The sequence below is a fragment of the Microvirga sp. 3-52 genome (assembly GCF_018383585.1).
GTDB lineage: Bacteria > Pseudomonadota > Alphaproteobacteria > Rhizobiales > Beijerinckiaceae > Microvirga.
This window is the reverse complement of record NZ_JAHAMK010000001.1, coordinates 313003-327369: the sequence shown is the minus strand read 5'-3', so window position 1 is coordinate 327369 and position 14367 is coordinate 313003. Positions and strand designations below refer to the sequence as shown.

Sequence of the window (14367 nt, the reverse complement as noted above, 5' to 3'; positions counted from 1 at the left end):
AGTGTCGCAGGCTGCCCCCTCTCATGCTCGGCGTGCCGAAGGCGGGGGAAGAGGATCCATGGCGCTGAGCGTGTGTGCGGGTTCGCCCCCTCCGCCAATGTTACGCCGGGAACAACGCCCACCACGTCATGGCCGGCCATCCCGATGGAAGAACGCCGCGCCTCACCGAAACGAGATCACCGGGACGAGCCCGGCCATGACGAGGGAGGAAGAGGCTTGCGCCCCCCCCGATGACCCGCTCTCAGGACCGCAGCACGAAGGCCGTCGTGGACTTGATGCGCTCCATGGCGAACCGCGACGTGACGTTCTTGAGCGGAATCGCCTTGACGAGCTGCTTATAGAAGAGGTCGTAGGCCGCCATGTCGGGCACCACGACACGCAGGATGTAGTCCACGTCGCCGGCCATGCGATAGATTTCCATCACCTCGGGGATCGCCGTGACGAAATCGGCGAATTGCTGCATCCAGGCCTCGGAATGATCGTGGGCCTCGACGGCCACGAAAGCCGTCAAGCTGAGGCCGACCTTCTCCGGATCGACGAGGGCCACCCGCCTCTTGATGACCCCGGACGCCTCCAGCCGCTGGATCCGCTTCCAGCACGGCGTCTGGGACAGGTTCACCCTTTGGGCGAGCTCAGCCACGGAGATGCTCGCATCCTCCTGCAGGAACCCTAAGATCTTGGCGTCGATTGCATCCATCAGCAGACCTGCGCAGCGTTTCGCTGCACCAGTTATGTTCTTTATATAGAACAAGGTCAAGCCGGCCAGCCTTCTCGGACATGCAAAAGGCAACTCGACCTTGGCACCCTTTTCCTTTGAAAAGCCGGGCCGGGAGAAAATCAGAACCCCCGCAGGAAGATTATTGCTGCGGCGTTCCGGGAAGGAAGAAGTTTTTTCTTCACTCCCGTGTTCTAAAAAAAGAACAATCTAATTGACCCCGGCCCGTCTCCTGGGCACCATTCCTGCAAGTTTCCGAAGCGCAGCATGTGCCGGATGTGAAAGCACAACGAAGCATCTGCCATCCAGTACGCAGATCTTCATAGCTGCCAAAACTCGTCATCTCCCAAGATGACGACCACTCATCCTGTTGTTCGTCCGATCCGGACACAGGAAAGGCCAGCCTATACTTTCGTTAAACACAAGGGACAGACCGATGCCGATTACGTTTTTATCCGAATGGAACCGCCGCCGATCACGCTCCAGATCCTTTGCGGTCCTGGCCTTTCTGGCCGCATCCACCTGGGCGCTCGTTCCGGGTGCGGCTCAGGCCGCATCCCCATTGAGGATCGGGATCAATTCCGGCCTCTCGGCCGACGCCGTTCATCAGGCCGCCAAGGAGGCCAAGGCGCAGGGGCTCGACGTGAAGGTGATCGAGTTCACAGACTGGGTCACGCCCAATGCCGCGCTCGCCAACAAGGACATCGACGCCAACTACTTCCAGCACATCCCCTTCCTGGAAGATGCCAAGAAGGCGCGGGGCTACGATTTCGTCTCCATCGGCGTCGGCACGATGTCGAAGGTCGGCCTCTACTCGAAGAAATACAAGAATGTCGCCGACCTGCCGAATGGCGCGAAGGTCGCCATCGCCAACGATCCGGTGAACGGCGGAAGGGGCCTCGTTCTTCTCGAGCGGATCGGCTTGATCAAGCTCAAGGAAGGCTTGGAATACAAGGCGACGGTCGCCGACATCGTTTCCAACCCCAAGAACATCAAGATCACCGAGCTCATCGCCCAGCAATTGCCCACGGCACTCGATGACGTGGATCTCGGCCAGGGCTATCCGGCGACCCTCAAGCAATTCGACATCGATCCGAACTCGGCCCTGATCTTCGACGACGTGCAGAAGCGCTTCGCCATCCAATGGGTCGTCCGCCCCGAAGATGCGAAGGATCCCCGGATCAACAGGTTCGTGTCCATCTACCAGAACTCGCCCGAGGTCAAAGCCATCCTCAGGAAGCACTTCGGCGACATGACCGTTCCCGCGTGGGAGCCCGCGCAGAAATCCGAACCCAATCCAACGAACTGAGCGTCAGCTGACGATCGAGCCGGGTGAGACAATGACCAAGAAGATCAACATCTACGCCTTCGACATGAACTGCGTGGGCCACATCAATCACGGGATGTGGACCCACCCGCGCGATCTCTCCTCGTCCTATACGAGCCTGGACTATTGGGTGAACCTCGCGAAGATCGCCGAGCGGGGCAAGCTCGACGGCATCTTCCTGGCCGACATCGTGGGCGTCTACGATGTCTACAAGGGCGGGCCCGGGAGCGCCATCGCGGCCGGCGTGCAGGTTCCCGTCAACGACCCGATGCTCCTCGTGCCGGCCATGGCCCATGCCACGAAGCACCTCGGCTTCGGCGTCACCGTCAACACGACCTACGAGCAGCCCTATCTTCATGCCCGCCGCATGTCGACGCTCGATCATCTGACCAAGGGCCGCGTCGGCTGGAACATCGTCACCGGCTATCTCGACAGCGCGGCGCGCGGCATGGGGCTTTCCGAGCAGCTCGACCACGATCACCGCTACGACATCGCGGACGATTATCTCGACGTGCTCTACAAGTTCTGGGAAGGCAGCTGGGACGACGATGCCGTCATCCGCGACCGCGCCGAAGGCATCTATGCGCGTCCCGAGAAGGTCAGGTCCATCAAGCACGATGGGCCCTATTACCAGATCGACGCCATTCACCTGAGCGAACCGTCTCCTCAGCGCACGCCCGTTCTGTATCAGGCCGGTTCCTCGACCCGCGGACGCGAGTTCGCGGCCAAGCACGCCGAATGCGTGTTTACCGGCGGGCCGAATCCGAATGTCGCCCGTGACATCATCGCCGATATCCGTGCGCGGGCCGGAAGCTACGGCCGCAATCCCCGTGACGTGAAGGTCTTCGTCGGCATGAGCGTCGTGGTCGGCCGCACGGAGAAGGAAGCCCAGGACAAGCTGGAGGAGTATCGCCGGCACGCAAGCGTGGAAGGCGCTCTGGCGCATTTCTCGAGCTCGTCGGGCGTGGACTTCTCGAAATACGATCTCGACGAGCCGATCCAGTACGAGAAGAACAACGCCAACAACTCGACGCTCGAAGCCATCACCACGCGAAGCGCCGGCACGGTCTGGACGGTTCGCAAGCTGATCGATCAGATGATCCTGGGCAGCCGGCAGAAGCCGTTCGTGGGAACGCCGGAGCAGATCGCCGACCACATCGCCTCATGGGTCGAGACCGCCGATATCGACGGCATCAACCTGCCCCGCACGGTAGCGCCGGAAAGCCTGGCCGACTTCGTCGATCTGGTCGTGCCGGCGCTCCAGGAGCGGGGCCTGTTCAAGGCCGATTATGCCGACGGCACCCTGCGCGAGAAGCTGTTCGGCGAGGGCCGAAGCCGTCTTCCGTCCGAGCATTGGGGTGCTCGCTATCGTTCGAACGCGGAGCAGCCTGCTCCCGCCAGAAAAATTGCCTGATCCCCTCTCTCCATTCGAACGGAAGCAACGATGTCTGCCGCCACGAGCCTTTTCGCATCTGACCCGCATGTCGGACCCGGTGACGCCCCACACCGGCTTGCGTCCCCGCCCGTCTCCTATGACGAGCTGGCGCGGCGCTTCCGGCCGATTTTCGCAAGGATTGCCGAGGGAGCCGTCGCCCGGGAGCAGTCGCGCGCCTTGGCCTTCGAGGCCGTCGCCTGGCTGCGCGAAGCGGGCTTCGGTGCCCTGCGCATTCCGCAGGCTTATGGCGGTCTCGGCGCCAGCCTGCCCCAGGCGTTCCGGCTTCTCATCGAACTGGGCGAGGCCGATTCCAACCTGCCCCAGATCTTCCGCGCTCACTTCGCTTTCGTGGAAGAGCGCCTCAACAGCCCGGACGAATCCGACCGCCGGCGATGGTTTTCCCTCATCGTCGACGGCGCCCTCTTCGGCGCCGCCATGGCCGAGAAGACGGAAGGCACCGAGACGACCGTCACCCTCACGAAGGAAGGCGATCGCTGGCTTCTCGACGGCTATAAATTCTACAGCACCGGGACGATCTATGCGACGTGGATCGTGGCGGTCGCCCTCGAGGGAACGGAGTATGTGTCCCTCGTCCTCCCGACGACGGCTCCGGGTGTCGTGATCGAAGACGATTGGGACGGCTTCGGCCAGCGCCTGACCGGCAGCGGCACGACACGTTTCAGCCGGGTCGAGATCGGGGCGGATCAGATCCTGCGCCGGGTCTCCGTCGAGCAGCCGCCCAAGACATCCTACATCATCGCGTATTACCAGCTGTTCCACCTGGCCGCCCTCGCGGGCATCGCGCGGGCCGTCCTGAAGGACGCCATCGAGTTTACCCGGGCCAAGACCAGGACCTTTGCGGTTCCCGGCAAGTCCAGCCCGCGCCATGACCCGCTCGTCCAGAGCGTGATCGGACGTCTCGCGAGCCTCTCCTTCACGGCGGACACGCTGGTGGAAGGCGTTGCCGATGCCATCGAGGACTCCTACCGGACCGCTCTCAATGGCCAGGACGCGACGGAGCATTATACGTCGGCCAACATCAAGGCCTATCAGGCGCAGCAGATCGTGATCGAGCAGGTGCTCGAAGCGACGACCTTGCTCTTCGAGATCGGCGGCGCATCCGCCGTGAGCGAGACGCGGCGCCTCGACCGCTACTGGCGCAATGCCCGCACGCTGGCATCCCACAATCCCGCCGTTCAGCGTGCGCGTGCCATCGGCGATTACTGGCTGAACGGCACGCCGCCCGTCGGCGTCCTCCAGGCGGTCATCCAGAGCGAAGCCCAGGCGAAGAACGCCACTGGCGCCTCAGCACGGAATCCATAACCAGAGACGGGATCATCAGACATGCCCACAAACTTCCTCCCGATGTTCTGGGATGCGTTCCTCGAGAGCCTGATCATGGTCGGCACGGCCGGTCTCTTCGCTTTCGCGGCCGGGATTCCCCTCGCCGTCGTTCTCGTCACCACCAGCATCGGGGGCATCTACGAGATGCCCCGTCTCAACCGGGTCCTGGGCAGCGTCATCAACGGCTTCCGCTCGACCCCCTTCATCATCCTTCTGGTCGCCCTCATCCCGTTCACGCGCCTCATCGTCGGCACATCGATCGGGCTCTGGGCCGCGGTCGTGCCGTTGAGCATCGCGGCAACACCGTTCTTCGCCCGCATCGCCGAAGTCAGCCTGCGGGAAGTCGATCACGGCCTCGTCGAGGCGGCCCAGGCCATGGGCGCGAGCCGCTGGCAGATCATCGTCCATGTGCTTCTGCCGGAAGCCCTGCCGGGCATCATCCGGGGCTTCACCATCACGCTGGTGTCGATGATCGGCTCCTCGGCCATGGCAGGGGCCGTAGGTGCCGGCGGGTTGGGCGATCTTGCCATGCGCTACGGCTATCAGCGCTTCGACACCACCGTCATGGTCAGCGTCATCGCCGTCCTGATCGTCATCGTCACGGTGGTCCAGTCCACGGGAGACCTCATCGCAAGCCGCTTCGACCGGCGCTGACTGGAAAGCCGTTGCCTCGGGCAGGACCTTGCGCTCTCATGGTGGTTGCCGCACCGGAACTTGGTGCGGTCAACGACATCAACCCTATAGGGAGCCGCAATGCCATTCCTTTCCAGCCTCACGCGTCGGCATGTGCTCGGCCTTGCCTTGAGTGCTTCGGCCTGCCTGGTATCCGGAGCCGCGCTCTCGCAGCAGGCCACCTATCCCTCCCGGCCCGTGCGCCTCATCGTGCCGTTCACGCCAGGCGGCACCACCGACATTTTCGCCCGCCTCGTCGGCGAGAAGCTGTCGCAATCCCTCGGACAGCAATTCGTCATCGAGAACCGCGGCGGAGCGGGCGGCAATATCGGGACCGATGCGGTCGCCAAGGCCGACCCGGATGGCTACACCCTCGTAATGGGAACCGTAGGCACCCATGCCATCAACCCGAGCCTCTATGCCAAGATGCCGTATGACGCGCTCACCGATTTCGCACCGGTCGCCTACGTGGCCGGGGTGCCGAACCTGATGGTGGTGAGCCCCAAGAAAGTGAAGGCGGCCACCGTCCAGGAATTCATCGCCGAGGCGAAGGCGACGCCGGGCAAGATGACGATGGCATCCTCCGGCAATGGCACCTCCATCCATCTGTCAGGCGAGCTCTTCAAGCAGATGACGGGGATCGAGATGCCGCACGTTCCCTATCGCGGCAGCGGGCCGGCGGTGAACGACCTGATCGGCGGTCAGGTGGACGTGATGTTCGACAACCTGCCCTCCTCCATCGAGCAGGTGCGAAGCGGAAACCTGCGCGCGCTCGCGGTCACCTCGTCCAAGCGCTCGCCCGCCATCCCGGACAAGCCCACCCTGGCCGAGGCGGGCCTGCCCGATTTCGAGGCGTCGAGCTGGTTTGCCCTGTTTGCCCCGAAGGGCACGCCGCCTGAAATCACCTCCAGGCTGAACCAGGAAGTGCGCAAGGCCCTGGAGACGCCGGAGCTGCAGAAGCGGTTCGCCGATCTCGGCGGCGAGATCCAGCCGATGAGCCCGGACGAGCTCATGGCCTATGTGAGAACCGAGCATGAGAAATGGGCCAAGGTGGTCAAAGCCTCCGGCGCCAAAGTCGATTGATCGTCGGGAACGAGGGGCGCCTTGAAGGCGCCCCCTGTCAGTACTCCAGCTCGAACCCAAGCCCGACGGAACTGCCGCCCTCGGCATTGATCTCGCCCTGGGCCTTCAGGCGCCGGGTCAGGTCGATATCGACCGTGACGCCGCTCTCCTCGGGCTGAGCGCCGGCCTTGACGCCCACCCGCACATTGTCGCTGATATAGCGAGAGACGCCCACGCCCGGTCCTCCGCTGGCACCGACGGTGATGTCAAGGCTGTCGACGCCGAGCGAACGACGCAGCTGTTCGAACGCGTCGTTGTCGGAACCGCCGGAGAGCTGCGCGACGGCCTGCGCGAGCTGCAGGGCCTGCCCCGCCGACAGCCCGCCCGACGGCCTCTGGAACAGGATGCGGGAGAGGACCTCGTCCTGGGGCAGGTAGGGTTCGGAGCTGAACGTGAATTCGGGGCTCGAGGCCGGGCCCGTCACGCCGATGCGAGCCGTCACGTCGCCTGCCTGCGTCTCCGCCAGGAAATCGAGGGACGGCGTGAGATCGCCGGTGAAGTCCAGCCGCCCGCGCACGAACTCGAGCCTCTGGCCCAGAAGGTCGAAGCGGCCGCGCCGGAGTTCGAAGGCGCCGATGGCGACAGGATCCTGGCTCGTGCCCTGGAGACGCAGGTCGCCGCCGAGTTCGGCATTGATGCCGCGTCCTCGCACGAAGATCCGGTTCTGCGCCGTCAGCATCAGATCGAGTTCGGCGCGGAACGGGGTGCCTCTCGCAGAAGCGGATTGCCGCCGCTGCGCGAGAGCAAGCCGCGCGGCGGCGGTCGGCGTCGGCCTCACATGCCTGGTTCCGGGGAGCGGCCTCAGGGTGGTGGGCAGCCGGTCGGGCACCGAGACGTTCATCGTGATGATGTTGATGCGGCCCGCGGCCCGCGGCCTGCTCAGAAGCGGCCCCGAGATGGTGAGATCCAGGTCGGCGCTGGCCTCGATGGTCTCATTGGAGACGAGCTGGGCGCGATTGCCCGTAATGCGGATCTCGCCAGGCAACCCCGCGGCCGGATCGATCGTCACCTGGCCTCGAGCGGCCAAAGAGCCACCGCTCGGCGTCTGCGCCGTCAGATTCTCGATGGAAAGCACCTGCCCGCGCGCGACGAACCGTCCGGCGATGCCGTTCAGCTGGATGCCCTGGAGCGAGTCGACGAAGCTGCCATTTGCCAAGTTGACGGTCCCCTCGATGCGCGGGTTCGAGAAGCGTCCGGCGATTGACAGGTCGAGATTGGCAGCTCCTGTCAGACGTTGACCAGATGCGGACAGAAACGAGTTGGCGATGGCAAGATCGGTGCGCCCCGCCACCCTGAGCGCCAGTTCCTCGGCCGGATCGAGCGGAAGGCTTCCCGAAACCTGCAAGGTTCCGCCGCGCCCGATGGCGATCCGGGCATCGATCCCTGCCCGCTGATCGGCAAGACGCCCCTGCGCCTCGATGGTGAGCGGCGGCAATCCGGCCCGGCGGGTCTCCGCCGTGGCAAGGCCTGATACGTTGACACGGTAGTTTCCGGTAGGAGCTTCCATGGTTCCGCCAATGGAAGCATTTCCGTTGACCGTGCCGGCCAGACCGAGATTGGGCACCACGATGTCGGCGACCTGAAGCGGCAGGCTGCGGACGTCGACGGAGAGATCGAGCCTGTCGGCAATCGTGCCGGAAACCGCGATACGGCCCTGATCCGCCGCGATCACAAGGTTTGACAGGGTGACCGCGCCATTCTGAAGCGTAATGGCAGCAGGCTGGGCCAGGGCCAACCGCCTGCCTCCGCGACGTGCCGTGAAGCTGGCGAGCTCGATCCGTGTCGCATCACCCGGAACGACGCGCCCCTGTGCATCGAGGTTGAAGCCCTGCCCGACGGCAGACGCCGTAAAGCGCGAAACATCCGGCGCCCCATCAGCGACGAACCTCACGGTTCTGTAGGTTTGACCGCCAGCGGTCAGCGCCTCGGCGGAGATGGTGCCGTCAATCATGGGACGGCGGTAGAGATCCTGAACGCTGAGCTTTGCATCGAAATCCCTCACCGACACATCCGCCACGGCAAAGCGCGTGCCCCGCGCCGTGATCTCGGCGTTCTGACCGCCGTCACGTGCAGTGAGTGAGATGACGGCATTGAGCGCCCCGTCGAGCTTCATCAGCACGAGCGGAGAGAGATCGTCGAAGCTGCTGCCGGACAGGGTGATCTCACCCTGCGCCAGCTCGTCGGAGCCCAGACGGAGATTTCCGTTCAACCCGACCGAGCCGATATCGATATCGAGCCGGTCCAGGAGCCACCCGCCTTCCGGGGGCCTTGCGAGATGGACGGAGCCCGTTGCGGGCTTCCCGTTCACTTCCCCATCGAGCATCAGGGCGGCGTCGAGCGCCCCCGTCACGTCCTTGGCGTCGAGACTGATCGCAAGGCGCGGGATCGATCGGTTCAAGGCGCGCACGTCGGTGAGCGTTGCAACGCCCCTCACGTCCGGCCGTTCGAGCGAACCTGCAAGACGAGCCATGACATTCGCCCGGCCTGCGGTGACCCGCTGATCCACTCGCCTCAACTCGTCGATGGTAATGTCGAGGCCCAGATCGGCCGCGGTTTGCGTGGCACGCCCGTCAACACGGGCATCGAGATGCGCCCCGTCGACGCGGAAGTTCTCGAAGGCGAAACCATTGGGGATGCGGCGCACCGTGCCCGCAGCTGTAACCGTGCGCCCCAGGAGACCGTCGACTGCCGGGGTTCCCGTCGAGAGTTCCCGCAGCCGGGCATCAACGACAGCCGCCATGTCATACCGACGCGGATTGCCTGACAATTGTGCCCTCAGGGTAGCGGCGCCCTGCAACGGTCGGCCTGCGATCCCTGAAAAGGACGCCAGTGCCGGAATGTTGGCATCGAGTGTGCCATCTAGGATTGTGCCTCCCACCCGTCCCGTGAAGCCTGCCCGGGCTGTGGAGGTCTCGATACGCGCCGTCTCGACATCAGCAATGCCGTCCAGGCCGAAGGAGCCACGCGAGGTGACCGAAAGCGTCGTCCCAATCGCTCGGGCGAGCGCCCGGTCGGCAGGCCGAATACCTCCGGCATTGGCGTCGACGGCAAAGGAGAACCGGCTGGGAGGTGACGTGCCGTCCACCGGATTCATCGTCACCTGCGCTGTCAGCGTGTCCAACGCTCCCTGCGGCAGTCTGATCTCTGCTGCATCGAGCAGGCCGTTGATCCGTGGCGCCGTCAACGGACCCTGCACCGTCCCGTCGAAATTGAGCCGGGCGATCTCCGCCTCCCCTGCACGCGTTTTCGTACCGTCGGTCGGCAAGGCGCGGGCGTTGAGCGTCAGATCGAGAATCTGGCCGGAGCTGACGGTTCCGGTCATGTCGAAGCGCGCCACGTTCGACGTGATGCGCACCGGCTGGAAGCGCAGACTGCTGTCATCACCGACGGTGACATTGCCGACGAGCTGGGTGGTCCCGCTAAAGACCGGCGCGGCCGGTGCCGGCAGCAATCCCTCGATGCGGGCGGCAAGGTCCAGATTAACATCATAAGCAGCTGTCGCGCGCTTGACGGTCGCCGTCCCCGCCGCGCCGATCGTTGGCCCGGCGGAGAAATCGAGCCGTGCTGCGAAATCGCTCATGGGTCCCTGACCGACGATCTTCAGGTCGACAGGAGGAAGGCCGGGCAGATCCATCAACCGGGCCGCAATGCCGCCCGCGGGCTCCTGGTGCGCGAGGTCGAGGGAGAGACGGTTCGTCTGCGGAACATAGGTGAGATCAATCGACAGCCGGCCGGGAGCATCGAGACGCTGCGCCTGGAAGTTCAGATCGAGCCCCTCGGACGGATTGCCGAGTTGAGCAGAGCCGGCGGCCGAGAGCTGCGCCTGCGTACCGAGCACCGGCTGACCGAGATTGAGTTCCTGCAGGGCGAAGCGATCGACGATGACACGCACCGGCAGTTCGGGCAGGATCGGCTCATCGGAGACCGGCGCATCCTCCTCGGCAGGCAGCGGCCTGCGTGAAATCTGCAACCGGTCGATGGTGAGCTCATCGACCTGGAGCCGCCCGCTCAGCAGCGCGGTGCGGCTCCAGACGAGGCGGGCGCGATCGAGGTTGAGCCACACGCCATCCCGATCGGCAATGCGGATGTCACGAATGACCGCATTCGAGGAGAGCGCTCCCTCGATGCTTCCGATGGTAACGCGCGTGGTCGGCGTCGATAGGAGACGTGAGATTAGATTGGCCAGAATGCCCTGGTCGCTCTGCGCCTGGCTCGGACGGCCGGCCAGCAGCCAGAATGCGGCAATCGCCAGAACGATGACGATCGAGACGAAGGCGATGGTTCGGATTGGCTTGATCATCAGAAGGCCTGCCCGATTCCGACATAAATGGCGTAAGAGGGATCGCCGGGTCCCGGATTGACCGGAATCGCGACATCCAAGCGGATAGGGCCGATGGCCGTGTAGTAGCGCAGGCCCAGGCCTGCCGCGACGCGGATGTCCTCGTCGAAATCGGGGAAGCTCGACTCGAAGGCCGTTCCGGCGTCGACGAAGGGCACGATGCCGATCGTGTTGGTGATCTTGATGCGAGCCTCGAGCGAGGCTTCGAGCAGGCTCCGGCCACCGATCGGCTCCCCGAGGAAGGTCGGACCGAGGGTCCGGTAGCGGTAGCCGCGCACCGAACCGCCGCCGCCGGCGAAGAAGCGCCGATTGGCCGGGATCTCATCGAGATCCGCGCCGACGATAGAACCCAAGCCGATTCGGCCGGCCAGGATGTAGCGGGCTTCCTCGTCTAGGGAGTAATACGCGGAGGCCGTTCCCCTCGCGATGGTCATCGGCACGGATGAGCCGAGGAATTCCGGGTAAGGAGCCACGGAGGCGAGCACCCGGATGCCCTCAGTGGGATTGAGGAGATTGTCGGTCGAGTCGTAGCTGAGGGAGACCGGCAGGCCGACGAGAGTGTAATCGATCTGCCCGAGAACGTCTGTCGTCTGCCCTTTCTCGTACTCAATTCCACCCTGGATCGAGAAGGTCTCGCTGAAGCGGTGGCGGATGCCGGTGCTCGCGTTGACGAGGCGGCTCGTATAGCCTTCCGTCCTGTCGCGTTCGACGAGGCCATCGACCAGCCAATCGTTGCGGGTGCCCCAGAGAGCAGGCTTGAGGAAGCTCGCGCGGAATCGGCCTCCCAGGTTGTCCCATGTGAAATCCTGGTTCCGGTCGGGCTGGCCGCCATCCTCGGTGAGATAGAAGATGCTGCCCTCAAACCTCAGCCGCTCGGCGCCGCCGAACAGGTTCCGATGGGCCCAGTAGGCCCGTACGGCCGGTCCATCGGTCGTCGAATACTGAACCGAGGCTCCGACGACCCGCTGCGGACGCTCGGTCAGCTCCACGAAAAGGGGCAGGTTGCCATAGGCGTCCAGGGCCTCGCCTTCACGGATGCGCACTGACGCCAGAGCCTCGATCTGGGAGATCGACTTGCGCATGGAGGCCAGTTCCGCCGGTGAATAGGGATCGCCTGGCTCCGTATAGATGAAGGAGCGCACCACGGCCGGATCGACATTCTCCGCCCCGTGGATCGAAACCGCTCCGATCCCCGCCCGCGGCCCCGGATCGACGGCAAGGCTCACATCCATCGCTTGCGCTGGATGGATTACCACAGGATCCTGCCGCCGGATCTTGGCGAAGGGGCGCGATTGGGACCGGAAATGGTCGACGATGCGCGCCTCGGCGGCGACGATGTCGGCGGAGCGGGCCGGATCTCCCGGCTTGATCTGCACGACCCGCGGCGGAAGCTCGCCCGGTGGGAAGGGCCGGCCGGTCCTCGCATCGAGAACCGCGACATCTCTCAAGGCAAACTGCGGACCGGGGTCTGCGATGATCTGAACGGGCACGAGCGCGCGAGCGAGATAGCCTGAGGCTGCCCGGGTGGCGGCATCCGTGCGGGGCGCCTGCAACATCATCGGAACGCCGGCGACGTTGATGGTGATGCGGGCATTGTAGTACCCGGCGCCCCAGAGCGCATCGATCAGGCGGGGCAGATCGGCCTGGGCCCGGCTGGCAAGAGCCGCGGCATCGGGCGGCGGATCCGATTGCAGGCTTTGAAGGGTCGAAGCGTCCTTCAGGGTCCGCTTCAGGTCGCTGTTGTCGCCGCCTACCACAATATCGAGGGAGTAAGGCAGGGCCTGCTGGCTCGGAGGCGGTGGCGCATCGCCACCCCCACGGAGCCAACCGAAGAGATCCAGAGCGACGGCAGGCGCGGTCGGCAGTCCACTGAACAGAACGCCTACTAGAACGGGAATTACGATCCGTCGTTTGTTACTCAGCCACCGCAATTGAGGCACGATCCCTCTGGTCAAAACGGACCAATATTCCCTTGTGTCACAGCCGCCCTCGTCCAGCTCGCGCATTCGGATGAAGACGAGTTCAGTCTATCGAGAGGCACCTAACCACAGTTTCCCCAACGACAAAACCCTGACCGCTCGAATTTGGGTTGATAGTTGATGAAAGATCACATGCAGCAGCGAGGAAAATATACTTCCAATAGAGACCGTCGAAGAAGCAAGTTAACCAGCCCCTAAAGAGTACCGCCACCAGCGAGCCGATCACAATCTACCCTATTCTGGATTCCGATCGACTGCGGATTGCTCGGATTCGCAGAATGTGGCGAAAATGAGTTCTTATTGGCATCTCCCTAAGAACGATGCTGAAGTATGTCTCTCAGATATCCGATAGCCAAGGCTGATTGACCAACCGTTCCGCCGGGTGTAATTTTTCAGTTCGGCTTATGGCTTATTCCAAGTTGCTCCGATGTAGAGCAACCAATATTGCCAATAGATTTGTTATGGTTGAATCCTCGTGTAGAGTTTTCCGACCAAAAACAATGTAATGGCGTAAAAAGAGTTATTGCCTTCTGCTTCATGTCCAAGGCCTCTCATGGCAAGATGGGTGAGGAATGGCTGTAGCGCTCATACTCGTTCTGGTGGCCGTCGGCTCGGTCGTGTTCCACCTCGTCAGCCCTTGGTGGTGGACGCCGATTGCCTCGAACTGGCGCTACATCGACAACACGATCATCATCACCTTCTGGATCACCGGAGCAGTCTTCGTCGCCGTCGTGCTCTTCATGGCCTATTGCGTTTATCGGTTCCGCCATCAGGCCGGCCGACAGGCACACTACGAGCCTGAGAACAAGCGGCTCGAATGGTGGCTGACGGTTGTCACAGGCATCGGCGTTGCAGCCATGCTGGCCCCCGGATTGTTCGTCTGGCGGCAGTTCATCACGGTTCCGGAAGATGCAACCGACATCGAGATCTTTGGGCAGCAATGGCAATGGAGTTTCCGCTTGCCCGGAGCTGATGGCCAACTCGCCACCTCGGGCGCGCACCTGATCGATCCGGACAACCCCCTCGGCATCAACCGGGAGGATCCGAAATCGCAGGACGATGTCGTGATCGAAGGCGGCGAACTGCACCTTCCGATCGGAAAGCCCGTCAAGGCGCTCCTGCGCTCTGTCGATGTCCTTCACAATTTCTATGTGCCGGAGCTGCGGGCCAAGATGGATCTGGTACCGGGCCAGGTTTCCTACATCTGGTTCACGCCGACTCGGACGGGAACGTTCGATATCCTCTGCGCGGAACTCTGCGGCGTCGGTCACTCACAGATGCGCGGAAAGCTCGTGGTTCAGGAACAAAGTGACTATCAGGCATGGCTGCAGGATCAGGCAGCGCGAAGCTTCGCGCGCCTCACGCCCGCCGCCAACTGACGGGGCGTTTGCCTCATTGGACGGAGAGGAAACGGAAACTACCGAGGAGAGCCGC

9 protein-coding genes are annotated in these 14367 nt (G+C 63.6%); 6 read left to right on the top strand and 3 right to left on the bottom strand.

Translation table 11 applies throughout. From position 1 onward, the window contains the following. Nucleotides 1–241: 241 nt before the first annotated feature. A complete protein-coding gene (locus KHP60_RS01540; RefSeq protein WP_213561768.1) occupies nt 242–697 on the bottom strand; it encodes an Lrp/AsnC family transcriptional regulator in 456 nt (151 codons plus the stop codon). Nucleotides 698–1151: 454 nt separating this feature from the next. Here KHP60_RS01540 and KHP60_RS01535 point away from each other — a divergent pair, with 454 nt between their 5' ends. The 5 genes from KHP60_RS01535 (at nt 1152) to KHP60_RS01515 (ending at nt 6576) form a co-directional block, all read left to right on the top strand. After that, nucleotides 1152–2024, top strand: a complete 873-nt coding sequence (locus KHP60_RS01535; RefSeq protein WP_213561767.1) for a MetQ/NlpA family ABC transporter substrate-binding protein — start codon at nt 1152–1154, stop codon at nt 2022–2024. Between the two features lie 31 nt (nt 2025–2055). Then, nucleotides 2056–3456, top strand: a complete 1401-nt coding sequence (locus KHP60_RS01530) for an LLM class flavin-dependent oxidoreductase (RefSeq protein WP_213561766.1) — start codon at nt 2056–2058, stop codon at nt 3454–3456. A 30-nt stretch (nt 3457–3486) separates the two neighbouring features. After that, entirely contained in the window at nt 3487–4800 is a 1314-nt protein-coding gene (locus tag KHP60_RS01525) for an acyl-CoA dehydrogenase family protein (RefSeq protein ID WP_213561765.1), read from the top strand. A gap of 21 nt (nt 4801–4821) precedes the next feature. Next, a complete protein-coding gene (locus KHP60_RS01520) occupies nt 4822–5475 on the top strand; it encodes a methionine ABC transporter permease (RefSeq protein WP_213561764.1) in 654 nt (217 codons plus the stop codon). 99 nt (nt 5476–5574) lie between these two features. Continuing rightward, entirely contained in the window at nt 5575–6576 is a 1002-nt protein-coding gene (locus tag KHP60_RS01515) for a tripartite tricarboxylate transporter substrate binding protein (RefSeq protein WP_213561763.1), read from the top strand. 37 nt (nt 6577–6613) lie between these two features. Here the strand turns inward: KHP60_RS01515 and KHP60_RS01510 are convergent, their stop codons facing one another. Together KHP60_RS01510 and KHP60_RS01505 are read right to left on the bottom strand one after the other, a co-directional pair. Continuing rightward, nucleotides 6614–10915, bottom strand: coding sequence for a translocation/assembly module TamB domain-containing protein (locus tag KHP60_RS01510; RefSeq protein WP_213561762.1), 4302 nt, complete (start codon nt 10913–10915; stop codon nt 6614–6616). Further along, entirely contained in the window at nt 10915–12894 is a 1980-nt protein-coding gene (locus KHP60_RS01505; protein ID WP_213561761.1) for an autotransporter assembly complex family protein, read from the bottom strand. Before KHP60_RS01505 ends, KHP60_RS01510 begins: the two co-directional genes overlap by 1 nt. A 611-nt stretch (nt 12895–13505) precedes the next feature. Between KHP60_RS01505 and coxB the strand changes: the two genes are divergently transcribed. Then, nucleotides 13506–14312, top strand: coding sequence for a cytochrome c oxidase subunit II (gene coxB, locus KHP60_RS01500; protein WP_213561760.1), 807 nt, complete (start codon nt 13506–13508; stop codon nt 14310–14312). The last annotated feature ends 55 nt before the right edge of the window (nt 14313–14367 follow it).

Excerpts from the sequence above, each read along its gene's own strand:
- coxB (WP_213561760.1), top strand. The coding sequence starts at position 13,506 with ATGGCTGTAGCGCTCATACTCGTTCTGGTGGCCGTCGGCTCGGTCGTG.
- KHP60_RS01540 (WP_213561768.1), bottom strand. The coding sequence starts at position 697 with ATGGATGCAATCGACGCCAAGATCTTAGGGTTCCTGCAGGAGGATGCG.
- KHP60_RS01510 (WP_213561762.1), bottom strand. The coding sequence starts at position 10,915 with ATGATCAAGCCAATCCGAACCATCGCCTTCGTCTCGATCGTCATCGTT.
- KHP60_RS01530 (WP_213561766.1), top strand. The coding sequence starts at position 2,056 with ATGACCAAGAAGATCAACATCTACGCCTTCGACATGAACTGCGTGGGC.
- KHP60_RS01525 (WP_213561765.1), top strand. The coding sequence starts at position 3,487 with ATGTCTGCCGCCACGAGCCTTTTCGCATCTGACCCGCATGTCGGACCC.
- KHP60_RS01535 (WP_213561767.1), top strand. The coding sequence starts at position 1,152 with ATGCCGATTACGTTTTTATCCGAATGGAACCGCCGCCGATCACGCTCC.
- KHP60_RS01520 (WP_213561764.1), top strand. The coding sequence starts at position 4,822 with ATGCCCACAAACTTCCTCCCGATGTTCTGGGATGCGTTCCTCGAGAGC.
- KHP60_RS01515 (WP_213561763.1), top strand. The coding sequence starts at position 5,575 with ATGCCATTCCTTTCCAGCCTCACGCGTCGGCATGTGCTCGGCCTTGCC.